Annotated in this window: 17 protein-coding genes; 3 read left to right on the top strand and 14 right to left on the bottom strand. The window is 71.0% G+C overall.

The window, feature by feature from the left end; translation table 11 throughout:
* Positions 1-19 precede the first annotated feature (19 nt).
* From IE307_RS19555 to IE307_RS19500, 12 genes are all read right to left on the bottom strand, one after another.
* A complete protein-coding gene (locus IE307_RS19555) occupies positions 20-5362 on the bottom strand; it encodes a non-ribosomal peptide synthetase (protein WP_191299465.1) in 5343 nt (1780 codons plus the stop codon).
* Between the two features lie 17 nt (positions 5363-5379).
* A complete protein-coding gene (locus tag IE307_RS19550; RefSeq protein WP_191299463.1) occupies positions 5380-7251 on the bottom strand; it encodes an ABC transporter ATP-binding protein/permease in 1872 nt (623 codons plus the stop codon).
* Complete coding sequence (locus IE307_RS19545; RefSeq protein WP_229904874.1) at positions 7251-9542, bottom strand: M20/M25/M40 family metallo-hydrolase; 2292 nt, start codon at positions 9540-9542, stop codon at positions 7251-7253. Before IE307_RS19545 ends, IE307_RS19550 begins: the two co-directional genes overlap by 1 nt.
* Entirely contained in the window at positions 9542-11461 is a 1920-nt protein-coding gene (locus tag IE307_RS19540; RefSeq protein WP_191299461.1) for a cobalamin-dependent protein, read from the bottom strand. Before IE307_RS19540 ends, IE307_RS19545 begins: the two co-directional genes overlap by 1 nt.
* Positions 11458-11661, bottom strand: coding sequence for an MbtH family protein (locus IE307_RS19535; protein WP_191299459.1), 204 nt, complete (start codon positions 11659-11661; stop codon positions 11458-11460). Before IE307_RS19535 ends, IE307_RS19540 begins: the two co-directional genes overlap by 4 nt.
* Positions 11658-12668 (bottom strand): 2,3-diaminopropionate biosynthesis protein SbnB, encoded by a 1011-nt coding sequence (sbnB, locus tag IE307_RS19530; protein WP_191299457.1) that lies wholly within the window; start codon positions 12666-12668, stop codon positions 11658-11660. The genes IE307_RS19535 and sbnB overlap by 4 nt, the downstream gene beginning before the upstream one ends.
* A 42-nt stretch (positions 12669-12710) precedes the next feature.
* A complete protein-coding gene (gene sbnA / locus IE307_RS19525) occupies positions 12711-13700 on the bottom strand; it encodes a 2,3-diaminopropionate biosynthesis protein SbnA (protein ID WP_191299455.1) in 990 nt (329 codons plus the stop codon).
* Positions 13701-13881: 181 nt separating this feature from the next.
* A complete protein-coding gene (locus IE307_RS19520) occupies positions 13882-15228 on the bottom strand; it encodes a KamA family radical SAM protein (RefSeq protein WP_229904873.1) in 1347 nt (448 codons plus the stop codon).
* Positions 15229-15414: 186 nt separating this feature from the next.
* Positions 15415-16389, bottom strand: a complete 975-nt coding sequence (locus IE307_RS19515; RefSeq protein WP_191299453.1) for an alpha/beta fold hydrolase — start codon at positions 16387-16389, stop codon at positions 15415-15417.
* A 15-nt stretch (positions 16390-16404) separates the two neighbouring features.
* Positions 16405-17583, bottom strand: coding sequence for an MFS transporter (locus IE307_RS19510; RefSeq protein WP_229904872.1), 1179 nt, complete (start codon positions 17581-17583; stop codon positions 16405-16407).
* A 116-nt stretch (positions 17584-17699) separates the two neighbouring features.
* Entirely contained in the window at positions 17700-18305 is a 606-nt protein-coding gene (locus IE307_RS19505; protein ID WP_229904871.1) for a TetR/AcrR family transcriptional regulator, read from the bottom strand.
* Between the two features lie 50 nt (positions 18306-18355).
* Complete coding sequence (locus IE307_RS19500) at positions 18356-18757, bottom strand: MerR family transcriptional regulator (protein ID WP_308436373.1); 402 nt, start codon at positions 18755-18757, stop codon at positions 18356-18358.
* Between the two features lie 87 nt (positions 18758-18844).
* Here IE307_RS19500 and IE307_RS19495 point away from each other — a divergent pair, with 87 nt between their 5' ends.
* The gene (locus tag IE307_RS19495; RefSeq protein WP_191299451.1) at positions 18845-19558 is read left to right on the top strand and encodes an SDR family oxidoreductase; all 714 of its coding nucleotides are present in this window, start codon (positions 18845-18847) and stop codon (positions 19556-19558) included.
* Positions 19559-19592: 34 nt separating this feature from the next.
* Here the strand turns inward: IE307_RS19495 and IE307_RS19490 are convergent, their stop codons facing one another.
* A complete protein-coding gene (locus IE307_RS19490) occupies positions 19593-20522 on the bottom strand; it encodes an AraC family transcriptional regulator (RefSeq protein ID WP_191299449.1) in 930 nt (309 codons plus the stop codon).
* A gap of 81 nt (positions 20523-20603) precedes the next feature.
* Here IE307_RS19490 and IE307_RS19485 point away from each other — a divergent pair, with 81 nt between their 5' ends.
* Entirely contained in the window at positions 20604-21440 is an 837-nt protein-coding gene (locus IE307_RS19485; protein WP_191299447.1) for an NAD(P)H-binding protein, read from the top strand.
* 102 nt (positions 21441-21542) lie between these two features.
* A complete protein-coding gene (locus tag IE307_RS19480) occupies positions 21543-22457 on the top strand; it encodes a CPBP family intramembrane glutamic endopeptidase (protein ID WP_191299445.1) in 915 nt (304 codons plus the stop codon).
* Between the two features lie 44 nt (positions 22458-22501).
* Here the strand turns inward: IE307_RS19480 and IE307_RS19475 are convergent, their stop codons facing one another.
* Positions 22502-25693: an ATP-binding protein gene (locus tag IE307_RS19475; protein WP_191299443.1), complete on the bottom strand. Its 3192-nt coding sequence runs from the start codon at positions 25691-25693 to the stop codon at positions 22502-22504.

Below are 25693 nucleotides of genomic sequence, written 5' to 3'. Positions count from 1 at the left end.
GGATCCGATCCGTGGCGGGTCAGCGGGGCGCGGGGCGTGCGTACGCCGCGCGCGAGACGGCGGCCGGTCCGGCCGGGGCAGTCGGTGCGGCCGGTGCCCCGGCCTGGTCGACGCAGTCCGCCACCGCGCGGGCGGTGGGGTCGGTGAACAGTTCGTTGAGGGGGAGTTCGACGCCGTAGGTGTCGCGGATGCGGGTCAGCAGTTTGATGGCGACGAGGGAGTGGCCGCCGATCTCGAAGAAGTTGTCGTCGGGCAGCACCTCCGGCCGCCCCAGCAGCTCGGCGAACAGCGCGCAGATCTCCGTCGTCGTGTCAGCGGCGGCAACCGGTGCCTTGGCCTGGTCGACGCAGTCCGCCACCGCGCGGGCGGTGGGGTCGGTGAACAGTTCGTTGAGGGGGAGTTCGACGCCGTAGGTGTCGCGGATGCGGGTCAGGAGCTTGATGGCGACGAGGGAGTGGCCGCCGATCTCGAAGAAGTTGTCGTCCGGCCGCACCTCCGGCCGCCCCAGCAGTTCCGCGAACAACGCGCAGATCTCCGCCGACGTGTTCCCGGAGACCGGTGCCGCGACCGCCTCGGACGGACGCGGCAGCGCCGCCCGGTCCAGCTTGCGGTTCGGGTTCTTCGGCAGCTCGGGCAACCGCAGCAGCACCGCGGGCACCATGTACTCCGGCAGCCGGGCCGCGAGGTGCGCCGACAGCTCCGCGGGGTCCGGCGCGCCCGCGTAGTAGGCGGCCAGGCGCTTCTCGCCGACGGAGTCGTCGACCACGACCACGGCCTCCACGACACCGGGGTGCTCGACCAGCGCCGCCTCGACGTCGCCCAGTTCGATGCGGAACCCGCGGATCTTCACCTGGAAGTCGAGCCGGCCCAGGAAGTCCACCGACCCGTCCGGCAGCCAGCGCGCCTTGTCGCCGGTCGCGTACAGGCGGCTGCCCGGCACCCCGCTGAACGGGTCGGGCACGAACCTGCCCGCGGTCAGGCCGGCGCGGCCGAGGTAGCCGTGGCCGAGACCGTCACCGCCGATGTGCAGCTCGCCCGGCACACCGATCGGCACCGGCCGCATGAGCGGGTCGAGGACGTGCACCTGCGTGTTGGAGATCGGCCCGCCGATCGGCAGCCGTGCCACGTCCTGACCGACCTCGGGCAGGGCCTGGACGGTCGCGAACGTGGCGGACTCGGTCGGGCCGTAGCCGTTGGACAGCAGCGGGCCACCCAGCTCCGACACCGCCCGGGCGATCTTGGGGTCCATCGTGTCTCCGCCGACCAGCAACTGCTTCGCCGCGGCGAACGTGCCGGCGTCGTAGGCCGCGACCTGGGTGAACAGCGGTGTCGCGAAGACCACCGTGTGGATGCCGCCCGACCGCAGCGCCTCGGCGAGCGCGGGCGGTGACAGCACGGTGTCCTTGTCGAACCCGACGAGGTGACCGCCGTTGAGCAGCGCGCCCCACACCTCCAGCGTCGCCGCGTCGAACGCCGCGTTGGAGATCTGTGCGACCCGGTCACCTGGCTCGATGGTCATGTAGTTCGTGTCCCGCACGAGCCGCACGACGTTGCGGTGCGCGATGCAGATGCCCTTGGGCGTGCCGGACGACCCGGACGTGTACATCACGTACAGCAGGCCGCCGGCGACCGGACCGTCCCAGTCGGCGGTCTGCTCGGTGGCGGGCGGGGTGAGGAAGTCCCGCACCTCGACGACCGGCAGATCGGTGTCCACGATGGCCGCCCCGGTCGTGAGCAGCAGCGCGGGCGCCGACTCGGCGACGATCTGGCGCAGCCGGTGCGGCGGGTGGGCCGGGTCGAGAGGCACGTAGGCGCCACCGGCCTTGGCGACGGCGAGCATCGCGACGACCACCGCGGGGTCGCGGTCGACGCACAGCCCGACCGTCGTCCCGGCGTCCACACCCAGCTCGCGCAACCGGCGGGCCAGCGCCGTGGAGACCTGGTCCAGCTCGCGGTAGCTGTAGGACAGCGCGCCGTAGGTGAGGGCCGGTGCGTCCGGGCGGGCCGCCACCTGCTCGGCGAACAGGTCCACCACGGACTTCGTGCGCGGGTAGTCGGTCGCCGTGGCGTTCCACCGCGCGATCATCCGCAGTTCGTGTTCGCTGACGGGCGCGAGCTCGCCGAGCGGGCGTGCCGCGTCGCGGGCCACCTCGGCCGCCAGCAGCGCGTAGTTGTCGCCGAACCGCGCGATCGTGGCGTGGTCGAACAGGTCGGTGCTGTAGTTCAGCACCACCTCGACCTCGTCGGCGTCCTCGGCGACCACCATGGTCAGGTCGACCTCGGCGGTGTGACGGGTCAGCGCGACGGACTCGCCGCGCAGCCCACCGAGCCGCACCGGCACACCGGGACGGCCGCTGGTGAGCACGCCGAGCGTGGAGTCGGGCAGGTGCGAGCGGGCCTGGCTGAACATCACCTGGAAGCCCGGCGCGCGGGACGCCTCCCGGGCGAGCTCGAGCTCCTCGACCAGCTGCGGGAACGGCATGTCCTGGTGCGCCAGTGCGGCGCCGACGGCCTGACCGGTGGAGCGCACGTGCTCGGCCACCGATCGCGTGCCGTCGATGCGGGCGCGCACCGGCACCGGGTTCACGAAGTAGCCGACGACCCGGTGGAAGTCGGGATCGGTGCGGCCCGCGGCGGGGACGCCCACCAGGAAGTCGTGCTCCCCGGTGTAGCGGTGCACGAGCGCCTGGAAGACGCTGAGCAGCACCACGAACAGCGTCGTGTCGTGCTCGGCGGCCAGCCCGCGCAACGCGGTGGTCAGCTCGCGGTCCAGGCGCGTGGTGATCGAGTGGCCCCGATGCCCGCGGGTGGCGGGTCGCGGCCGGTCGGCGGGCAGCTCCAGGACGGGTTCGACGCCTTCGAGCGCGGACCGCCAGTGCGCACGCAACTCGGCACCGCGCGGGGACGCGAGCAGGTCGCGTTGCCTGCGAGCCACCTCGACCGGGCCAGCGGCGGGGGCGGGCGGCAACGGGGCGCCGGAGTACAGCGTGCCGAGCTCCTCGGCGAGCACCGCGATGGACCACATGTCCACGGCGATGTGGTGCACGACGAACGCGAGCACGTCCCCACCGGGGCGGCGGAACAGCACGGCGCGCAGCACGCGGCCCTCCGCGAGCGCGAACTCCTCGGTCGTCTCGCGCTCCAGCCGCGCGGCGAACGCCTCCTCATCGAGCGCCGAGGCGTCCTCGACGGTGAACGCGACCTCCTGGTGCGCCAGCACCTCCTGCAGCGGTTCGCCGTTGCCGCGCACGGCGGTGCGCAGCGCCGGGTGCCGGTCGAGCAACGCCTGGAACGCGCGGCGCAGCGCTTCGGAGTCCACATCGGACTCGAACCGGATGGCCGCGTAGACGTGCTGGGTCGCCGTGCCGGGGTTGAGCTGTTCGAGCAGCCACAACGCCCTCTGGTTGGCGGTCACCGGCTGCGGACCGGCCGCGGCGACCGGGCCCGCACCCGTTCGCCCGGCGGCGGTGTCCAGCGGCAGCGAGTCGACCGTGGCGCCGTCGAGCAACGCTCGAAGCTCGACCCGCACGCCGAGCGCGCCGGTGATCGCGGCGGACAGTTCGGTGGCGCTCAGCGAGTCGAGCCCCTGGGCGACCAGCGGCACCGCCGGGTCGACCGGGTGCCCGAGCCGGGCCGCCGCGAGCCGCAGCACGACCTCCCGCGCCGTCGGGTCCCGGTCCTCCTCGCTGACCGCGGCCAGGTCGCCCGCACCGGCCGCGTCCCAGCGGTGCACGGGCTGCAGGGAGCCGTCGGCGAACAGCTCCCGCGTGCGCGCCCGCTGCACCTTGCCGCTGCTGGTCGTGGGGATCTTGCCGGGCCGCACGAACAGGACCGTCGCCGGCGTGACCCCGTGCTCGCGGGCCATCGCCGTGCACACGGCCGCGACGACCTCCGCGTTCTCCTCCGCCCGGTGCGCCGTCGCGGACTCCAGCACGAGGCACACCTCCTCGCGCTCGCCGAGCCCGAACGCCGCCGCACCCCGGCGCAGCGCCGTGTGCGAGTCGAGGGCGCAGCGCTCCAGGTCCTGCGGGTAGTGGTTGCGGCCGCGCACCACGATCAGGTCCTTCGCACGGCCGGTGACGTGCAGCTCGCCGTCGTACAGGAACCCGAGGTCACCGGTGCGCAGCCAGGCCCGGTCGTCGCCGGGCAGCGCGGCGCCGAAAACGTCGTCGTCCGTGCGTCCCCAGTAGCCGGACGCGACGTTCTCGCCCGTCACCCAGATCTCGCCCACGGTGCCGTCCTGGCACGGGGTGCCGGTCCCGGCGTCGACCACGACCGTCGTGACGTCGTCGACCGCCGGGCCGCACGACACGATCTTCCGCCCGGCCTCGTCCGGCACGACCTGGTCGCCGGGGGCGAGCGAGGAGCTCGCGAACGCGGTGACCGGCGCGGCGCGGTGGCCGGAGACCATCAGCGTCGCCTCGGCCAGCCCGTAGCACGGCAGGAACGCCTCGCGGCGGAACCCGTAGGGCGCCATCCGCTCGGCGAACCTGTCGAGGGTGGCCGCACGGACCGGTTCGGCGCCGTTGAACGCGATCTCCCAGCTCGACAGGTCGAGGCCCGCGAGGTCGGCGTCGGTGAGGCGGTCGGCGCACAGGTCGTAGGCGAAGTTCGGGCCACCGCTGACGGTCGCGCGCTGCTCGGAGATCAAACGCAGCCACCGCAGCGGGTTGCTGATGAACGACACCGGCGCGAACAACGTGGCGGTGGCGCCCGCGTGGATCGGCTGCAGGATGCCGCCGATGAGGCCCATGTCGTGGTAGGGCGGCAACCAGCTGACCGCGCGCGTGTCCTCGTCCGCGCCGAACCGCTCGCCGATCTGCACCGAGTTCGCGAGCAGGTTGCGGTGGCTCACGACGACACCGCGCGGGGTCGCCGTCGAGCCGGACGTGTACTGCAGGAACGCCACGGTGTCCGGCGTGATCTCCGGCCGCCGCCACTCGCCGGGCGCGGGCAGGTCCCCGTCGACCGACAGCACCGGAACGTCCACATCGGACACCTCGCCGCGGGCGATGACGGCCGCCGGCGCCGCGTCGGCCACCAGCGCGCGGTGCCGTGCCCCGTGCCGCCCGGTGCCCGACGGGTACAGCGGAACGGCGATCACGCCCGCGTAGAGGCACCCGAGGAACGCCACCACGTAGTCGAGGCCGGGCGGCAGCTGCAGCAGCACCCGGTCGCCGGGCGCGCACCGCTGCGCGAGCAGCGCGGCGACCGACCGCGCCCTGTCGTGCAGCTGCGGGTAGGTCAGCGCGGACTGCCCCGTTCCGTCGTCGAACCTCAGTGCCACCCGCGACGACCCGGCGGCGCGTTCGGTGAGCACGTCGACGAACGTCGGCGCGGTGCGGACGGAGGTGAGCAGCATGGGCCGAGTTCCTTGTGTCATGCGATACGCCAACGGATCCAGCGGGACGTCGCGGCCAGTCCGAGCACCGTCATGCCCAGCAGCACGGAGACGTCGACGAGGAACATCCCGCCGAGATCACCGCTGAGGGCGTGCCGGAGCGCTTCCGCGGCATAGGTGGGCGGCAACAGGTAACCGATGAGCCGCAACGGCAGCGGCAGCGACTCCGGCGGGATGAGCACCGGTGCCGCCAGCAGCAGGACGAAGATCAGCAGGTTCGTGATCACGACGATCACGTCCATGCTCTCCACCACCGTGCCGATCGCGAGCCCCACCGCCGACAGCGCGAGGCACGTCAGCGGCAGCACGACCAGCAACATGGGGGACACGACGAAGTCCGCGTCGTACATCAGCCGCGCGGCGATGATCGGCGTGACCAGGCCGGGCAGGATCAGCAGCAGCCGGGAGAACACCAGCGCCGCGAGGAACGCCGTGCGGCTGATCGGCAGCGACACGTAGTACTGCAGCATCCCGCTCGTGCGCACCACGCCGACGCGTTGCGCGAGCGTCGCGATCCCCTCGGTCGCCACGGAGAACACCGCCGCGCCGCTCACGATGTAGAGCAGGCTGTTCTGGTCGGTGAGACCGCCGCCGATCCTGGTCAGGCCGAACACCATGGCCACCGGCATCAGGAAGCCGAACAGCAGGCTCCACCACCAGGTCGACCTGACCTCCAGCATCTGCTCCAGCCACAGGTACTTGAAGCTGGTCAGGCCGCGGGTGAGGCGCTCGCGCAGGGGAGGGCGGGCCGATGGCACCGGGGTTGTCGGGGCGAGGACCGCGACACCGGCGGGAACCACAGTTGCCGCAGACGGGGCAGCGGCCGGAGCCGCCGCCGCGGCGGACGCGACACCGGCGGGAGCCGCCTTCGCCGCGGACGGGGCAGCCGAGACCACCGGTGCCGCCGGCTCGTCGTCCAGACTCAGGTACACGTCCTCCAGCGACGGCCGCGACAGCCGGAAGTCCTCGATCCCCATCGTCGCCATGCCCTCGGTGACGACGGTGACCAGCTCGGGCATCCGCGCGGGCGCGCAGTGCACGAGGTAGCGGCCGTCCCTGGTGCCGGGCACGACGGTGCCGGTCGCGCCGAGCAGCGCGAGGTCGGCGGCACCGAGCTCGCCGCCGTCGCGGACCTGCAGGTCCATCCGCACGGTGTCACCGAGGCGGTGCTTGAGCTCGCCGGGGGAGCCGAGCGTGACGATCCGGCCCTGCCGCATCACGGCGACCCGGTCGACGACGGACTCGGCCTCCAGCACGTTGTGGGTGACCAGCACGACCGTCGCGCCCTCGGCGGCGCTGCGGCGGGCCAGCACGTCCCACACCAGGCGGCGGTTGTGCGGGTCGAGCTCGTTGGTCGGCTCGTCGAGCACGAGGAGCTTCGGGCGGCCCATGAGGGCCATGCCGAAGTTGACCAGCCGCATCATGCCGCCGGAGAGCTGGTTGACGTACCGGCCGGACACCGGCCCGAGGCCGAGCTCGTCGAGCAGCTCGTCGGTCTGGCGCTGCGCGTCGGTCTCGCCCTGACCGCGCAGGCGGCCGGTGTAGTGCAGCGCGCGGCGCACCTCGAGCTCGCGCATCGCCAGCTCGGTCTGCGGCAGGAAACCGGTGATGCGCTTGACGCCGTCCGGGTCGGCCACCACGTCGACGCCCTCGACCGTGATCGAACCCGACGTCGGGCGGACGAGTCCGAGCAGCTGGGAGACGAGGGTGGTCTTGCCGGCGCCGTTGGCGCCCAGCACGCCGAACACCTCGCCCCTGGCCACGCTGAACGTGAGGTCGTCGTTGGCGAGGACCAGCTGGTTCGTGCGGAAGCTGCGGGTCAGGTTCCGCACCGTGATCGCGTCGGTCATCAGATCTCCACCACGTGCCGCGACACGGCGGTGTCGGCGGGGGTGAACCCGAACGGCATCAGCGCGGTGTCCTCCGGGCGCGGCCCGGCGAGCGCGGCGACCTGCTCCGGCAGGCCGATCGTCTGGTCGGACGCGTCCACCGGCAGCGGGCCGGGGGTGACCGCGCAGCTCAGCTCGAACGTGTCGGAGTCGCCGGTGTACTGGAACACCACGCCGCCGGTGTAGTCGGCGTCCTTGGCGAGCGTCGCGGCGTCCATCCGCGTGCCGGCGAACGTGCACTCCCGCAGCCGGTCCTGCGGAAGGCGGACGACGATCCGCCACGCGTCGCGGCGCGAGGTCACGGAGAACCGGACCGTCCGCGGACCGGCGCCGCCGTCGTCGGCGAGGACCTTCACCTCGGGCGGCAGCAGGTCGATCCGGGGCGCGTCCGCGGCGAGGAACGAGTCCGGGCCCTCCTGCGGGAAGTACGTGGTCGCCTGAGTCTGCCGCGGCGACGCGCCGAGCACGGCCGACGTCCACGCGTCCGTCTCGTCCGCGCGGGTCATCCACGTCGACGAGTTCTCGGTCAGGTCGCGCACGTAGAGCAACGCGTTGGTGCGCGGCTCGGTCCGCTCGAAGCCCGAGCGGGCCAGGCCGGTGCCGACCAGCGCGAGCGCCACCACGACAGGCAGGACCACGGCGGCACGGGGGAGCGGCGTGAGCAGCGGCAGCAGGAGCAGGCCGCCGAGGGCGGCGAGCGCGAGGGCCACCGCGGCCAGCTGGAGCCCGAGCGCCACCAGCACGGCACCGACCAGGGGCGCGAACAGCACCACGGTGACGGCCGCGGGCAGCCCGAGCAGCACCGCGCCGGCGTGGCCGCGGCGCAGGCACAGCCCCAGCACCACGAGGCCGGTGAGAACGGGCCACTGCAGCAAGTAGCTCGCGCCCGGCACGGTGAACGCCGTCGCGGCGACCACCGCCGTGCCCACCAGGAGCACCCCGGCGAGCACCTCGGCCTGTTCGCGGTGCCGCACCACACGCGCGGCCGCGAGCACGACCGCCGCGGCGGCGAGCAGGAACCCGGCCACGAACCAGCCGCGTTCGTACGGCTCCTCCAGCGGCAGCGCCGACAGCCCCGGCCGCACGACCAGCACGAGCCGCCACAGCCCGACACCCACGGCCAACGTGATGGCGACGGCGCCCGTCGAGATGGCGGCCACGGCGAGAACACCGGTGACGCGCAGGGCCCGACGGCGCACGCCCAGCACGACGAGCGCGCCGAGGGCGAGGACCGTCGCGACCGCGAGGGCCAGGGCGACCCAGCTCGGGTAGTGCACCAGCACGCGGGCGAACAGGTCGAAGTAGACGGCGTTGTCCGAGGCGGCGAGCGTGCGCAGGTCGGTGGACCCGAGGCGGTCGACCAGCCCGAGCATCGTCTCGCCGTGGTGCTGCAGGCTGTCCCGGTCGAGGTTCGCGAGGTCGTCGTGCGGCGAGTGGTAGTCGTGGAAGCCGTCGAGGAACGCCGCGTTCAGGCCGTGCGCGCCCGCGTCCTTGAAGACCGTGAAGTCGGTGCCGTTGGGCATCCGCTGGTAGATCTCGTAGGCCAGCGAGTTGCCCGCCGGGCGGGTGCCGGTGCCCGCGTAGGCGTCGATCAGCTCGGTGTTGCCGGCACTGGTCTCGAACATCAGCACCGGGCCCGAGCTGCCGCGGGCCTCCCAGTTCAGCACCGCGCCGAGTCCGTCGATCCCGCGTGAGAGCACGAACCGCTCCGCGCCCAGGCCGCCGATCTCTTCCGCGTCGGTGAAAAGGAACGCGACGTCGTTCGGCGTGCCGCCGCGGGCCTGGAGCGCCCGGATGGTCTCCAGCAGCCCGGCCACAGCGGCGCCGTTGTCCGCCGCGCCCGGACCGGTCGGCACCGAGTCGTGGTGGGCGACGAGCAGCAGCGTCTTGCCGCCGCTGCGCTGCGGGTCGGTACCGGGCAGCCGCGCCAGGACGTTGTGCACGTTGGCGGCCGGGAACGGGTTGCCCCACCCGGCCCGCACCACGTCACCGCTGTCGATCTCGACCTGCGCGCCCAGCGACCGCGCCGTGTCGGCGATGTAGGAGCGCACGCGCGCGTTGTCCGGCGTTCCCGTCGGGTGCGGGCGTTGCGCGATCTGCTCCAGGTGCGCCGCCGCGCGCTGAGCGGAGAACTCCCGCGCCGGGACGTCACCGGAGCGGGCGGCCGGTGGCGCGAACGCCACCACCGCCAGCGCCCCGAGCAACGCGATCGCGGCGAGGACGCCCAGCACCGGGCGCCGGTCCAGCTGCATCAGGCTCCCGTCGAACGCCAGATCGGCGCGATGTTCTCGATCTTCTCGATCATGCCGTGGCAGTAGTTCGCGTTGTGGTCGATGCTCTGCCCGGCCATGTACGGGTACTGCAGCCGCTTGTAGTCGACGACGAACCGCGGCCCCTGCGGCACCAGCGGGTCCAATCGCACCGACCGGCGCAGCTCCTCGTGCCAGGACGGGTCGAGCTCGACCGTGCGGGACCGTCCCGACCCCGCGGTGACCACGACCGTCTCGAAGGGACGGTCGAACTCCTCCAGCGGCGTGGAGGAGTAGATGTAGGGCCGGTTCAGCAGATCGATCTCGAACAGCGCCCGCGCGGTCGGGTCCGACCACCACGGTTGCGCCGCCACGAAGTCGCGCAGGTGCCGGGTGAACAGCGCCCGGTGCTCGTGCAGCACCATGTGCACGAACAGGCCGTAGTTGCCGACGTCGTAGAACAGCGCGTCCCGGATCGAACGCTCCACGTAGGACACGATGGCGTCGTCCTGCGGCAGGCCGCGCCAGTGCTCGACCATCGCGGAGAACAGTGCGGGGAACGTCGTGATCCCCTTGCCGGTCAGGTACTTCGCCGTCGCGCGCAGGCTGCGCGTGTTGTGCACCGCGTGCACGGCGTAGAAGTACCGCATGCCCTCGACGAACTCGTCGGGGGTGACCTGCTCGGTGCCGATCACGATCTGCGCCTCGGCGACCTCACCGCCGGCAGGCCGCGTGACCAGCCTGAGCTTGTCGCGGTTGTGGTAGATCGGCGTGTTGTTCAGCAGCAGGTGCGAGTACGAGATGATCGTGTGCGCGTCCCGCTCGCACAGCGTGCCGATGCCCTGCTGGAACGTCTCCAGCGTCTCGCCGGGCAGCGGCCAGATCAGCTCGATGAACGAGCTCAGCCCGCGGTCGCGCAGGTCGTCCTGCACCGAGCCGAACGCGTCGAGCTTGATGTTGTCCCTGGCGATGATCTTCAGGCTGGTCGGTTCCAGCGTCTGCATGGACACCGGCTGGGACGCGACGAGCCCGGCCTCCTGGAAGATGCCGGTGATCTTGGTGACCGCGTGCGGCTTGTTCTTGGCCGAGGAGAAGTACACGACGTTCGGCAGCCGGTACTCGCGCGTGAGCGAGGCGATGTGCTCGGAGAACTCGACGTCGCGCGCGAGCATGCCCCAGTTCGCGTCGGCGATGTAGAGGAACAGCGTGCCGTTGCGCGCCATCCACGTCAGCTCGTCGCGCACCCGCTCCTCGTCGAACCGGTAGACGCGGTCGTTCGTCGCCGCGCCCCAGAAGCAGAAGCCGCAGTGGTACGGGCAGCCGCGGTTGGTCTCGATGATGCTGATGCTGTACTCGTCGGAGATCAGCCCGGACAGGAACGGCGACGGGATCGTCTCCAGATCCTTGATGCGCGCGCGTTCCGGTGTCGTGACGAGCTGCCCGCCGCGGTACATCGTCAGCCCGGCCACGGTGGTGAGGTCCGGTTCCGGCTTGGTCAGCTCGTGCAGGTACTCGGTGAACGTCGCCTCGCCCTCGCCGTTGCACACGACCATCCGCTCGTCGGACGGGTCGAGGTAGCGCAGGCCGTGGTGCATCACCTGCGGTCCGCCCAGGACGATGTGCACGTCCGGGCGCGCCTGGCGCAGCAGCACCAGCAGCTTGCGGACCAGGCCGATGTTCCACACGTACGTCGAGAACGCGAACACGTCGGAGTCTTTGGCCAGCAAGGCCTCCGCGACCGTCTCGAGCGGTGTCTTGATGCTCGTCGTGTACTTGTCGAAGCGGAACTGCCCGCTCACCACCGGGTCCGTCGACGCGTACGCCTCGAGGTACCCCGACACGAGCGGGGTGATCCGCTCGAACACCGACAGCTCGACGGTGGTGACGACCTTCCTGGTGTCCAGGAGCACGCCGGCGGTCATCGTGTCTCCCCGGCGGCCAGGCGCTCGCGCACCGAGCGCGGCGTGAGGTCCGTCCACACCTGTTCGACGTGCGCCAGGCACGCCTCCCTGGTGCCGGTGAAGCCGATCTCGGTCCACCCGGCCGGCAGGGGCCGGTCGGTGAACCAGACGGAGTGCTGGTCCTCGTGGTTGACGACCACCGTGTACTGGATCTCGCTCATGGCCGCCTCACCGCACTGCCGAAGAAGTCGTCGATGACCGTGCCGCCGTCGCGCGCGGTCACCTGCTCGTACACCCACTTGCCGATCGCCAGGTCGAGCACGCCGAGCCCGAACGGCGAGTAGATCGCGGCCCGCTCCGGGTCGCGCCGCACCGCGCCGTTCAGCACGTCCGCGATCGTGCCCGCGACGAACGCGCGGTCACCGGTGCGCTGTTCGGTGAGGTGCAACGAGGTGCGTTCGCGCACCGCGTGGTCCACGTCGTCGGTGATGTTCTGTCCCGCGAGGACGACCTCGGGGGACAGGTCGCGCAGCGACAGGTGCAGCACCGTGGGCGCGTGGGCGAACAGCGCCGGGTCGGTGATGTGCGGCTCGCCCGCGACGGTCGCCAGCACCACGAGGTCGCAGCCCTCGATCGCCTCGGCGGCGGTGTCCACCGCGACCACGTCGGCCGCGCCGTCCTCGACGAGCCCCTCGCCGAACCGGTCCGCGTTGGCGCGCACGGTGTCGAAGAGCCGGAAGCCGTCGATCCGCCACTTGAGGTCGCGCAGGAAGCGCCACACGTGGCCCGCGATCAGGCCCGTCCCGATGAAGCCGACCCGGCGCGCGGCGCGCTCACCCACCAGCGCCTCGGCGCCGAGCACGGCGGAGGCCGCGGTGCGCGTCGCGGAAATGATCGACGACTCCACGCACGCGAACGGGTAACCGATCTCGGTGTCGTTCAGGATCAACATCGCCGACGCGCGCGGGATGCCCTCGGCGGTGTTGTCCGGGAAGCTCGCGATCCATTTCATGCCCGCCACACCGAATTCGCCGCCGAGATAGGCGGGCAGCGAGATGATCCGCGAGTTCGGCTTGTGCGGAAAACGCAGGAAGCTGCTGTGCGGGTTGGAGCTGTCCCCGGCCGAGTGCGTGAGGTAGGCGCGCCGGACGAGATCAACGCACTCCTCGGCGCTGCCATTCACGCACGAGTGCACGTCATCGCCCGTGATCACCCGCGCGGCGGGCACGCGGAACTCATTCGGAAAGCTGGACAAGTTGTTCCCTCCAGGTCATCCGGCCACTGTCGCCGATGTGCGCGTTTCCCCGCCCAGGGCTTCTGCCACCCACGTGTCGTTGTACACGGTTTCCGCGTAGGCCGTTCCGCGATCGGCGCACAGGAACAACGCGCTCGGCCGTCCGGCAGAATTGTCGCGGTCCGCGAAGTAGCGCTGCATCGCCGCGTAGGTGCTGCCCGTCGAGCCTCCGGTGAAGAGGCCGGAGCGGCGCAGCAGGGCCCGGCAGCCGAGGACCGCCTCATGCTCGCTCACGATCACCACGTCGTCGATCTCGGCGGTCGCGACCAGCGGCGGCACGATGCTCGACCCGAGCCCCGGCAGCTTGCGCGCCTGCGGCGCCCGGCCGAAGATCACCGAGCCCTCCGTGTCGACCGCGACGACCTTGACCTGCGGGAACTCCTTCTTCAGGCGCTGAGACAGACCGGCGACCGTGCCGCCGGTGCTCACCCCGATGAACACGTAGTCGAGGCTGCCGAGCGTCCCCGCGATCTCCCCGCCGGTCAGCAGGAAGTGCGCTTCCGCGGCGTCGGCGTTGGCGTACTGGTTGGGCCAGTAGGCGCCGGGCAGGGCGGTCTCGAGCTCCCGCACACGCGCCAGCCGGCTCAGCAGGAACCCACCGGAGCTGTCGCGTTCGGTGACCTTCTCGACGCGGTCGCAGGCCGCCCGCAAATAGTGCTCCGTGGCGGCGTTGCAGTTCGGGTCGATCACCGGGACGAATTCAACTCCGAGCGCGCGGCAGAACGACGACATGGAGATCGCGAAATTGCCCGACGATGATTCGACCACCGTCGTGGACGAGGTGATCTCACCGCGTTCGACCGCGCGTTTGAGAATCCAGAACGCCGATCGGTCCTTCGAACTCCCGGTCGGATTGCAGAACTCCAGCTTGGCGTGCAGATCCACTTTCTCGTCGGCCACGGGCACGAGCGGTGTCGGGCTGAATGAGCGTTCGATCTCGTCCAACCTGTGCGCCAGTGCGGTCATGCGGCTGCGAGAACACGTGTGCGGCACGAATTCCTGCGGCGGTACCCCGGTTGCGGTGCCATGTCCCCCTGCACGTGATCACTCATAATCCCCAGCCCAGTGCGGCCATCGTAAGCACGCCCGTCTCGGGTTGTCCACAAATCACCGGAATTCCCCGGCGAGCGAGCGCCTGACCTGGAGTTCACGTATCCTCCCACCACTTCTGGCCGGATTCTCCGAGCGTGGAGATCGGGTCGTAGTAGGGGTACCGCCGGTCGAGCACCCCGGGATCCTCGGAGTCGATCCCGGTCCGGTAGTTCTTGGTCCAGTACGAGATCCCGAGCTCCCGGTCGTACTCCGCCGGCTGGTGCACCCACCTCTTGCCGACGTACGGCACGTCGCACACGATCCGAGGCGTGGCGTACCCGGGCAGATAGCCCATGATCGCGTGCTGCAGCTCCTGCGCCTCCCACACGGCAACGCGCCAGTGCTCGGCGTTGGGGATCATGTCGCACATGTAGAAGTAGTACGGCAGGATGTTCGCTTCCCCTTGCAGGGCAAAGCAAAGATCCAGCAGGTCGGCCGCGGTGGCGTTGACCCCGCGCATCAGCACGCCCTGGTTGCGCACGTCCCGCACCCCGGCCCCCAGCGCCGCCCGCGCCGCCTCCGCCACCAGCGGCGTCACGGACTGCACGTGGTTGACGTGCGTGTGGATCGCCAGGTTGACGCCCCGCTGCGACGCGGTGCGGGCAACCCGTTCGAGGCCCTCGACCACGCGCGGCTGCAGCCAGTGCTGGGGGAGCGCGGCCAGCGCCTTCGTGGCCAGGCGCACGTCCCGGACGGTCTCGATCTCCAGCAGCCGCAGCACGAAGGACTCCAGCTGCGGCCACGGCACGTTCGCCACGTCCCCGCCGGACACGACGACGTCGCGAACGCCGGGGGTCTTCTTCAGGTAGTCGATCATCTGGTCCTGGCGGTCGACCGGCCTGAGCGAGAGCTTGTGCTTGTCGATCAACGGTGTCGAGTTGCCGACCAGGTCCATGCGGGTGCAGTGCCCGCAGTACTGCGGGCACGTCGACACCATCTCGGCCAGGACCTTGGTGGGGTAGCGGTGGGTCAGGCCCTCGACGACCCACATCTCGGCCTCGTGCAGCGAGTCGCGCTGGGAGTGCGGATGGGACGGCCGGAGCGGATCCCGGTCCGACGCCACCGGCAGCATGTAGCGACGGACCGGGTCGGCCAGGAACGCCTCAGTGAAGGCCTCCGGCGTGAGCCGTGCGTCCACCGCCATGGTGTTGAGCACGTGCGGCGGCAACAGCATCGACATCGTCGCGAACGTCTCCTGGTCCGCGGCGAGGTCGTCGTAGAACCTGTCCGTCAGCAACCCGCCCGCGACCAGCCCCAGCTGCTTCGCGTTCTTCACGCAATGCGCCCGCTGCCACTGCGCGTCACGCCACTGCGCCTCGGTCACGTGCGCCCAGCCGGGGAACCGCCGCCAGTCCGGCTCCACCAGCTCCCGGCGCACGTACTCGTGCGGCTGCCCCGTCACCAGGCGGACCGGACCGTCGCCTGACCGTCGTCGAGCGCTTCCTCCAACACGAGCTCCCCCTGGTTGTCGGCCTGGACCGGCATTCGCGAGAGCCTGCCTCCCGGCCCGAACCGAGTCAAGAGTTCACGAATTAGGGGGTAAGTGTGAATTTCTTCGCGCTTGTCGGCGTTTCACCGCTCGGCGCGATCAGCGCAGGAACTCGGCCAACAGCTTCGTCACCTCCTCGGGACGCTCCTCGGTGACCCAGTGCCCGGTACCGGCCAGCACCCGCGTGTCGACGTTCGTGGCGTACTTGCTCCACTGCGCACCGACGGATCCACCCAGTGCCTTCTCACCGCCGACCGCGAGGACGGGCATCCGCAGCGGTCCCGCCGCGCTCAACTCCGCGGTCTGACGCACGTCGGTGTCGATGGCCCGGTACATCTGCATCCAGGCGCGGAAGCGGCCGGGCTGCCGGAGGTAGCGGGCGTAGTACTCGTAGTCCGCCGGGCCGAAGGCGTCCTTCACCGCGAGGTACTGGTCGACGAAGCCCTCGACGAACTCCCGCTCGTGGCCCCGCACCAGCTGCTCCGCGAGCTTCTTCTGGAAGAGTCCGAAGTGCCAGACGTACAGGCCTCCTTCCGGTGCCAGCGCGGGGAAACCGTAGAGGGACTCGTCGACGATCGGACCCTCCATCACCACTATCCGGCTGACCTCGGCGGGCCACATCGCGGCGTACGGGTACGCGATCCACGCCCCGACGTCGTGGGCGACGACCTGCACCCCGTTGTTGACACCGAGCTTGACCAGCAGCGCGTGGACGTCCTCGGCGAGCTGGACCGTGTCGTATCCCGTGGCCGGCACCCCGGAGTTCCCGGTGCCGCGCAGGTCGACGGCGATCACGTCGTGCTTCCGCGCCAGGGCGTCGAGCTGGGGACGCCACTCCGCGGAGGTCTGCGGGAAGCCGTGGATCAACACGACGGGCGAGCCCTTGCCGCCGCGGAGGTAGTGCATGCGGAACCCGTTGACCTGAGCGAACTCGGAGCGGTAACCGCGGGGCGGCTCGACCCCGGTGTGCTCACCCGAGTTCGCCGAGGTCGTGCTCGACGAGAACGACAGCAGGGAAGCGGCGATCAGGGTCGTCGCGACCGCGCTCGCCAGTCTGGTGATCTTCTTGTTCATGAATCCTTCTCTTCTCTATTTGGTGCGGTGCAGGAAGGTGAGGAGCAGACCGCCCGCCACGGCGGCGGCCGCGCCCGCAGGGAGGATCGAGGTGGCGGAGACACCGTCGACGAGGACTCCGCCGACGGCCGCGCCCGTGCCGACGGCGAGGCTGCAGACCGTCACGACGATTCCGCTGATCTGCTCGATGCGTGCCGGATCGGTCCTCGCGCCCCAGCTCAGCACCGTGGTGGGGATGCCACCGAAACCGAAGCCCCACAGCGCGGCCGCGAGGAGGAGCGACCAGGTCGACCCGCCCAGCGTGAACATCAGGAGCATCCCGGCGCCGAGCACCAACGGGAACACGAACAGACCCGTCCGCGGCGACCGGTCGGCGAGCGGCCCCGCCATCAGGGTGCCGGCGAAGTTCGCCGCGCCGAAGACGAGCAGCAGTCCGGCGAACGCTCCGTCGTCCATTCCGGACAGTGCGTCGACGGCCGGCCTGATGTAGGTGAAACCGTTGAAGTGACCGGTGAACACGAGCAGGATCCCGAGCAACCCGGCGAGTACGACACCGGAGCGCAACACCGTTCCGAGCGCACGCAGACCGCTTCCCGGTGCGGGCATGATGCGGGGCAACGTCGCAGCCTGGGCGATCAGGGCGACCAAGGCGGCGCCTCCGCCGAGCACGAAGACCGCCCGCCAGCCCCACACGGTCCCGAGCCACGCGCCGAGCGGGACGGCGGCGACCGTCGCCAGCGCGACACCGGAACTGATGACCGTCAGAGCCCGGCCGAGGTGGTTCTCGTGCACGAGGTGGGACGCCACCGCGGTGGACATCGCCCAGAACCCGCCGATCGCGAACCCGAGCAGCAGCCGTGCCGGCAGGAGCACGGCCAGGTTCGGCGCCGCCGCGACGACGAGGTTGGAGATCACGGCGAGCAGGGTGAGACCGATCATCACGTGACGACGGTCGGCCCGCGGGAGCACCGCCGAGATGAGGAGCGCCGCCGCGGCCGCCCCGAACGCGGTCACGCTGACCGCCTGTCCCGCCGCGCCGGACGAGACCTCCAGTCCGTCGGCGATGCGGGGGAGCAGGCTCGCGGGCAGGAACTCCGCCATGATGAGCGCGAAGATGCCGAGGCCGAGGGAAGCGACCCCCGCCCACGACTCCTGTCGGGAGGTCTGGGGCGGAGCCGAGGTGTGAGTGGTCAAGACGTGTCCTTTTATTCCAATCGGTACATAAGTAGGGCATGCGTCATCGCCGCACCGGTTCACCGGTGCGATGCATCCACAGTGGACTTGAGGTGAGGCCGGTCAGCCTGGGGCGGCTACGACCGCCAGCTGAGCATGACCTCGTCGACGACCTTGAAGAGCTCGTCCCGCGCGACCCCGCCGGCCGCCTGCACCGCCAGTCCGAACGAGAGCGTCATGACGTAACGGGCCAGCCGCCCGGGATCGGCGTCACTTCTCAGATCCCCTTCCGCGACAGCCCGCCGGAACCGCAGCTCGAGCTCGCCGCGCGCGCGTTCCCGCCAGGCCGCCAGGAGGTCGTGCACCGCCACGCCGTCGTCGCTGGCGGCGAGCGCGCCCTGCACGCCCAAACATCCCTGCGGGCACTGCGGCTGAGTGGTGGTCTCGACCGTGCCCTTGAGGAACGCCTCGACCACCTGCCGGGCCGTCGGCTGCTCCGCCGCGCGGACCCCGTAGGACCCCGGACCTTCGCTGTAGCGGTCGAGCACCAGGCGGAACAGCTGCTCCTTGTTCCCGAAGGCGGCGTACAGGCTGGGCTTGCCGATGTTCATGGCGGCGGTCAGGTCGCCCAGCGTCGTCGCCTCGTACCCCTGCCGCCAGAACACCTCCATGGCGCGGTCCAGCGCCTCGTCGGTGTCGAACTCCCTCGGCCGGCCCATCGGGGCGCCCTGTGTCCCTGCCACTCCCAGAACGTAGCACATCTATACCGACCGGAATAGATGTGTCGTGGGGATCAGGTGGTGAGTGCGGCGTCGCGCTGACGGTCGAGGTGACCCGTGGCCGCCTCGATCAGCACGTCGAGGTGGTCACGGGTGGTGAGCATGGCCGCGATCTGCGTGTTGATCCGCTCTCTCTCGCGCTGCATGACATCCAGTGTGTCCACGGTGACTTTCTCCGCAGGAGCGTCGACGCACGGCAGGAGCGTGGCGATCGTGTCGCTCGACAGACCGGCTTCGTAGAGCAGGCGCAGCAGATGCACCCGGTCCACCGCGGCTTCGGTGTAGAGCCGGTGCGCTCCCGTCGTCCGGGTCGACGTCAGCAGGCCCTGCTGTTCGTAGTAGCGCAGCGACCGGACGCTTGCCCCCGTGCGGGCGGACAACTCGCCGATGCGCATCAGAGTGTCCTTTTCGGTCACTTGTAACCTCCGCCACTTCAGGTTGAACCTGACATCAACGTCAGATTCTACCCTTCTGTGGTAGTCACAACCGGAAGGGCAAACACCATGGACATCAAGGGTTCGGTCGCTTTGGTCACCGGGGCCAACCGCGGCCTCGGCAAGGAGTTCGTCAGCCAGCTGCTCGAGCGCAGCGCCAAGAAGGTCTACGCCACGGCCCGTGACGTCAGCACCATCACCACGCCAGGCGTCGTCCCCCTGACCCTGGACCTGCTCGACCAGGCGACCGTCGACGAGGTGGCGCGGCAGGCCGGGGACGTGACCCTGCTCGTCAACAACGCCGGGATCGCCACCGGCCAGAACCTCGTCCGCGGCGACCTGACCCAGATCCGCCGCGAGATGGAAACCCACTTCTTCGGCACGCTGGGTGTCACCCGCGCCTTCGCCGACGTCCTCGGCCGCAACGGCGGCGGGGCCGTCATCAACGTCCTGTCGGCCCTGTCCTGGTTCTCCTACAACGGCGCCACCTCGTACTCGGCCGCGAAGGCGGCGGAGTGGAGCCTGACCGCCGGCACCCGCGTCGAGCTGGCCGACCAGGGCACGCAGGTGCTGGGCCTGCACCTCGGCGCCGCCGACACGGACATGATGGCCGGCTACGAGGGCCCGTTGCTCCAGGCCGCCGACGTGGTGAGGGCGGCCCTCGACGGCCTGGCCGACGGCGCCGCCGAAGTCGTCGTCGACGACTGGAGCCGCACCACCAAGGCCGGTCTCGCCGAGGACCCGGCCGAGTTCTACGCGAAGGTGGCCGCGAACCAGCCCTGAGAAGGCCGTGCCCGACGGTGCTCTGCGGCCGGATCTACGAAAATACGGCGTCGCGCCGGAAGTCGGTCGGGCTGGCACCCCTGACCCGCTTGAACGCCGCGCTGAAACCGAACGGGTCGGAGTACCCCACCGCGCGGGCGACCTCCGCGACCGTCACCGCCTGCCGCTCGACCAGCAGATCGGCGGCCAGACCCATGCGCCAGCGGGTGAGGTAGGTCAGCGGCGGCTCGCCCACCAACTCGGCGAACCGCTTCGCCAGCGTGGACCGCGACACCCTGGTGCGGTCCGCCAACGCGGCCACCGTCCACGGCGCGGCGGGCTCGGAGTGCAGCAGGCGGAGCGCATGGCCGACGACCGGATCGCGCTGGGCGGCCCACCAGGCCGGGGGAGCGCCACCGGGCCTGTCGAACCACGCGCGCAACGTGCACACCAGCAACCAGTCCAGCAGACGGTCGAGCACCACCTGCTGACCCGGCGCGTCAACGGCGACCTCGGCGGCGAGGTGGTCCAGCACCGGGTCGACCGTGCCACCCGCGTCCACCCGCAACACGCCGGGCAACGCGTCGAGCAGACGACGGCTGATCTCGCCACGCACCGGGTAGGCACCGACGATCAGGGTCGCGGCCCCGTCCCGCGCGGCGTCGTTCCACCCGAGCCGGTGCGTGGTCCCGCCCTGGTCGGGCGTGGCGCAGAACTCCCCACACGCCACCGGTTCCGCGCTCGTTCCGACCTCGTCCACGAAGGAGAACGTCGCCGGCCCGCGCACGATGATCGTGTCGTAGGGGCGCAACGGTTCGGCCGGTCCGTCCTCCGGCACCACCCAGCCCTCGCCGTTCAGCACGGTGCACAGGGTCAGCGGCGCGCCGTCGACGAAGTGCAGGGACCAGGGCGGGGACAGAGCCGTGCTCCCGAAGAGCGACCCGTTGGCCCGCACCCCGCGGATCAGATCACTGAACGCGTCCATCCCTCAACGTTAGACGATCAGACAGGCAATCCGGCGTCTCGACCATGTGATCGTCCGGGCCGACCGGGTTCACTCGAAGCCATGAGCACCAACACCACCCTCGTCCTGGGCGCGACCGGCAAGACCGGCAGGCGGGTGGCCGCCCGGCTGCGGCTGCGCGGCACGCCGACCCGCACCGCCTCCCGGTCGAGCGACACACGCTTCGACTGGACCGCCCCGGAAACCTGGGACGCGGCCCTGCGAGGAATCGACACCGTCTACGTGGTCCCGCCCGGCGTGCCCGGTCCGGTGCACGACTTCATCCCCCGCGCCGAGGCCGCAGGAGTGCGCCGACTGGTCCTGCTCTCCGGACACGGCGCCGACACCTGGGGCGACTCCACTTTCGGCCTGGACATGCGGTCGGCCGAGGACGCCGTGCGCGCTTCGGCTCTGGAGTGGACGGTGCTGCGACCGTCGAACTTCAACCAGAACTTCGACGAGGACGTCTTCCACGCCCCACTGCTGGCCGGGAGGCTCGCACTCCCCGCCGGCACCGTCCCCGAGCCGTTCATCGACCTCGAGGACGTCGCCGACGCCGTGGTCACCGTCCTGACCGAACCAGGCAAGCACGCCGGCAAGACCTACGAACTGACCGGACCGCGGTCCATCACCTTCAGCGAGGCCGTCGAGCTGATCTCGCGCGCCTCCGGCCTCCCCATCGACTACGAGCAGATCTCCCCGGCCGCCTACACCGCGACCCTCGTCGAGGCAGGACTGGCGGAGGCCGACGCCGGCCACGTGACCGCGATGTTCGTCCTGATGGAACGCGGCCTGCTCGCCTCGACGACCGACGACCTGGCCGCCGTGGTGGGACGACCGCCCAGGACCTTCGAGGACTACGTCGTGCGGACCGCAGCCGCCGGAGCGTGGACCCGCTGACCGCTCCACGAGGACGTCCCAACGGGGGTAGAGCGGCCTCCACCCCTAGAACACCACTTCACTCCACTGACTCCCGCAAGATCCATTTCTAGTGTTCCGACCATGACTTCGATCCCAACCGAGGGCCCCGGCCCCGTCGCCAGCAACCGCTGGCAGGCACTGGTCCAGCGGTACCCGCTGATCACGTTCTTCACCCTCGCCAACACCATCAGCTGGCTGGCCTGGCTGCCCTACATCCTGTCGCTGGACGGCTTCGGCGTCCTGCACTTCCGCTACCCGGACCTGCTGATGGGCAACCAGCTCACCGCCATCCTCCCCGGCGCCTACCTCGGCCCGCTCACCGCCGCGTTCACCGTCACCGCCATCACCGAGGGCAGGGAAGGACTCCGGCGTTGGCGCAAGCGCCTCTTCCAGTTCCGCGCCGGCGTCCTCTGGTACGCGTTCGCACTGTTCGCAGTTCCCATCGCGGTCCTGCTGGGCACGCTGGCGGTGAGCGACGCCGAAGGTTTCCAAGTGCCCTCGCTGATGGTGCTCGCCATCTACGTGCCGGCGTTGGTGCTCCAGTTCTTCACCACCGGCCTCGCCGAGGAACCGGGCTGGCGCGACTTCGCCCTCAGCCGCCTGCAGCAGCGCCACCAGCCCATGGTCGCCACGTTCGTCCTCGGCATCCTGTGGATCATCTGGCACCTGCCCCTGTTCCTCACCCCCTGGGGAGGTCCTGACGTCACCGCCGAGACGATCATCCGCTTCGCCGTGCTGGCCATGGAGATGAGCTTCCTGATCACCCTGGTCTACAACAAGGGACGCCAGAGCCTGCCCCTGGTCATGCTGTTGCACTGCTCCATCAACAACTTCCAGTCCGTTGCCTTCTCCGAGTTCTTCCCCGACGCGAGCGACGAACTGCTCTGGGGTCCCGTGCTCGGCCTGGGCTTGCTGGCCCTCGTCGTTGTCGTCGTCACCAAGGGACGCCTGGGCTACACCGGTGACGTCCGCACCAAGATCAAGGCAACGGCATGAGCCCAGGCAGTCCCGGTGGGCGCGCCCGCGCGGGCAGGTCCCGCTCACACATCAGGATCGCGGCAGTCCAACGCGTCGAGCACCTCGCCGATGTCCGTCGGGACGCACGCGGTGAGCAGGCAGCGCAGGTAGGCGTGCGGATCGACGAGCTCGTCGAGGCAGGGCAGCGCGGCCAGCAGGTTCCTGACCCTGGTCTCCACGCTGACGGCCTGGGTGGCCCTGGCCGCGAGGGCGCGGCGCAGTTCAGGCGGTGCCGCACCGGCGAACGGGGTCATCAGGCACGGCGCCGGGCACGAACCGGGGTGACCTTCGAACAGCTCCGCGAGTGCCTTCTGCGTGTCGGCGAACATCTGCCGCGCGTCGTCGTCCAGGGCGGTGAGGTCGAGCCAGGCGAACAGCAACTTCGCCACTCGCCGGCCCGCCCGGTCCTGCGCCAGCGTCTCTCCCGGCCCGGCGGCGCGGCCGAGCAGCGCGGCCCGGCCGCGGAACGCGGTGCCCAGCCAGCGGTGCGACGACTGCGACACCGTGCAGTAGCGGGCCGGCCGGTCGCCGTTCCAGCCCTCCCGCCAGGAGGTCCACCTGCGCCACGCCGTGTCGGCGTCGCCGAGCAGGATCGCGGTGAGGACCGGCGCGATCGCCGCGTCGACGGCGTCCGGCGCGGTGGTCCCCAGTGAACGGCCGACCAGCCGGCACGGATCCGGGCATGCCACGCACGACCCGTTCCTCCAAAATGGACTGCGTTCGAACTCGCGCACCGGAGCGGCGGTCGAGGTGAACTCCAGCAGCGGAACCTGGATCAGCGCTGCCGCGGAGGCACTGTCGTCGTGGAGCACGGCATGTCCCGGCGGCAGCTCCGCCAAGTGATCGCGTTGCGCGTCGGTCAGGTTCATCGACGCTCCCATCAACGCCCTGTCGTCCGGCGCGCTCAGCCGGTGGACGATCTTCACCGTCGAGTTCTTCACCACGTCCGGCACCAGCTTCGTGGGAATCTGGTCGGAGACGATGAACCCCTCGCCGTAGGAGCGCATCTCGGCGAGCAGGTCGGAGAACATCCGCACGGCCTTGGCCTGGCTGTCCGCCTGGTCGGCGCCGCCGGACGACCTCGGTGCCGCCAGCAGCCGGTGCGCCTCCTCGATCAACGTCAGGTGGCGCAGCCGGCGAGTTCCCTGCGCCCGCGCCTCCCCGTACTCCGACAGCAGCGCGAGCAGGAGCGCCATGACGAAGGCCTTCTCCTCGTCGTCGCCGAGGTTGCGCAACTCGATGACACAGGGGTTCTCGAACAGCTCGTGCGCGGCGAGCGAACCCCTGCCGTCGAGCGTGCGTCCCTTGACCCCGACCATCAGGCTGCGCAACCGCGCGCGCAACGCGGCGCCCATGTTCTGGTGGACCTCGGTGCCGTAGCCCTTCTGCGCGAGGATCTCCTCCACCTTGTCGTGCAGGTCGGTCAGGGTCGGAGTCAGCGCGGCGCGGTCGGACGGCGTCGACTGCGCGCCGAGCAGGTCGTTGGCGGAGGAACGCAGGTCCCAGCCCCGGTCGGCGTAGATCGCGAGCATCGCCTCCTCCAGCACGTACGGCATGCCGGGGAACATCGGGAACGCCGCGTTGAACACCGCGCGGAGCAGGTCGATGTGCCGTTGCAGCGGCACCGAGGCGACTGGCGTGAAAGGGTTGAGGCGCAACGGGATTCCCCGGTCCTCGTCACCGATCGTGTAGACGCGGAGCTGACCGGCGAGCCTCGGGTCGGCGGCCAGCTCGCGGTACTCCGCCTTCACCGGCTCGATCACGAGGAACGGCAGACCCGCCGTCTCGTGCGCGCCGAGCAGGATGTTCCGCGCGGTCGTCGACTTGCCGTACCCGGTCATCCCGGTGATGAAAGTGTGCCGGTTCAACGTCTCCAGGCCCAGCGCCACCGGCCCGAGGTCCGCGCCACGGCTGTCTCGCAGCGAGCCGGCCACGACGGCCTCACCGCCGGCCGGCGCCGGGTTGAGCGAGAACTCGGCGGCGCGCCTGACCGGCACCCCCGCGATCTCCCGCTGCGGCAGGGGAAGCACGCCGGCGAGCTCCGCCGAGGTGTGGCAGGTGCGCAGCCCGTCGAACACGTCCCCCAGCGGGTGCCGCAGCTCGTTCACGATCGTGCCACCGGACAGCATCGCCGCCTTGGTCATCCAGTCCGGTGGGGTGGACACCCTGGGCGGCTCGACACCGCCTCCCGACCACATCGCCCGCAGAGCGCCGGTGAGAACATCCACTGTGGAGGGCCGGTCGGCGGCGAGGTAGACCGAAGTCGTCCACGATCCGGTCGAGCGCGCGAGCTCCAGCCGGGCGATGACCCTCGTCAGCAGCGCCTCGCTCGCCTCCGCGTGCGGTTCGGTCAGCTCGATCGTCGTGCTGGTGCCCGCGGACCGGCCTTCCGACCTCTGTTCGGATCCCGGCGTGCCGAGCTCGTCGGTCAGCAACCTGGCGACGCTCGCCGACACCATCCGCGCCAGGGTCTTCTGGGTGGCGGTCAGGCTGGTCCGCTTCACGAACTCCGCGAGCGCGCGCAGTCCGGCGGGCAGCCCGGGGAGGTCGAGCTCCGGCACCTGCCTGGTCTCGGCGCGGCCCGTGCTCTCCCCGCGCGACGCGGAGACGGTCCGGGTCACGAACCGGCGGATCTCCGCCCGCAGTTCGCGGCAGCGGTCCAGCAGCAGGTCCAGTTCGGCCGCGGGCACCGGTTCCGCGACCACCATCACGACGTGGTCCCGCCCCCCGGCGGCATCGGCGAGACGTTCCAGGCCGCCGGTCTGGAGCAGAGCGGGCACGCCGGTCATCACCGCGGTGGCGTTCGCGCCGGACACCGCGTCCGCCAGACCGGGCAGCTCCGTGCCGGAGAGCCTGTGCGGTCCTGCCGCCTCCAGGCCGGGCACGTGCGCCCGCAGGACCCCGAGCAGCATCGCCAGGTGGTCCTCGGTCGACGGCGCCTCCGGCAGCCGCCGCACGCCGGCGAACACCCTGTTCCGACCGCCGGTGCCCTGCCACACCAGGACGAGGCGGTGCCCCGGCTGGTGCATCGCGCTCACCGCGCCGGCGAGATCACCGGAGACCGCGGACATCCCGGTGATCTCGTACAGCACCGGGCGCGCGGGGTCGTGCACGTCCGGGCCGAGGCGCCACCGGCCGGATGGGAAACCGTCGAGGTGACGGCGTTCGAGCGCGGCCAGGACGACGGGGGACACGACGGTGGCGGGTTCGGTCAT

Source organism: Lentzea cavernae, assembly GCF_014653695.1.
In the GTDB taxonomy this organism is placed as follows: Bacteria; Actinomycetota; Actinomycetes; order Mycobacteriales; family Pseudonocardiaceae; genus Lentzea; species Lentzea cavernae.
Note: the sequence above shows the minus strand (reverse complement) of the source record. Positions and strands in the feature narration are given on the sequence as shown.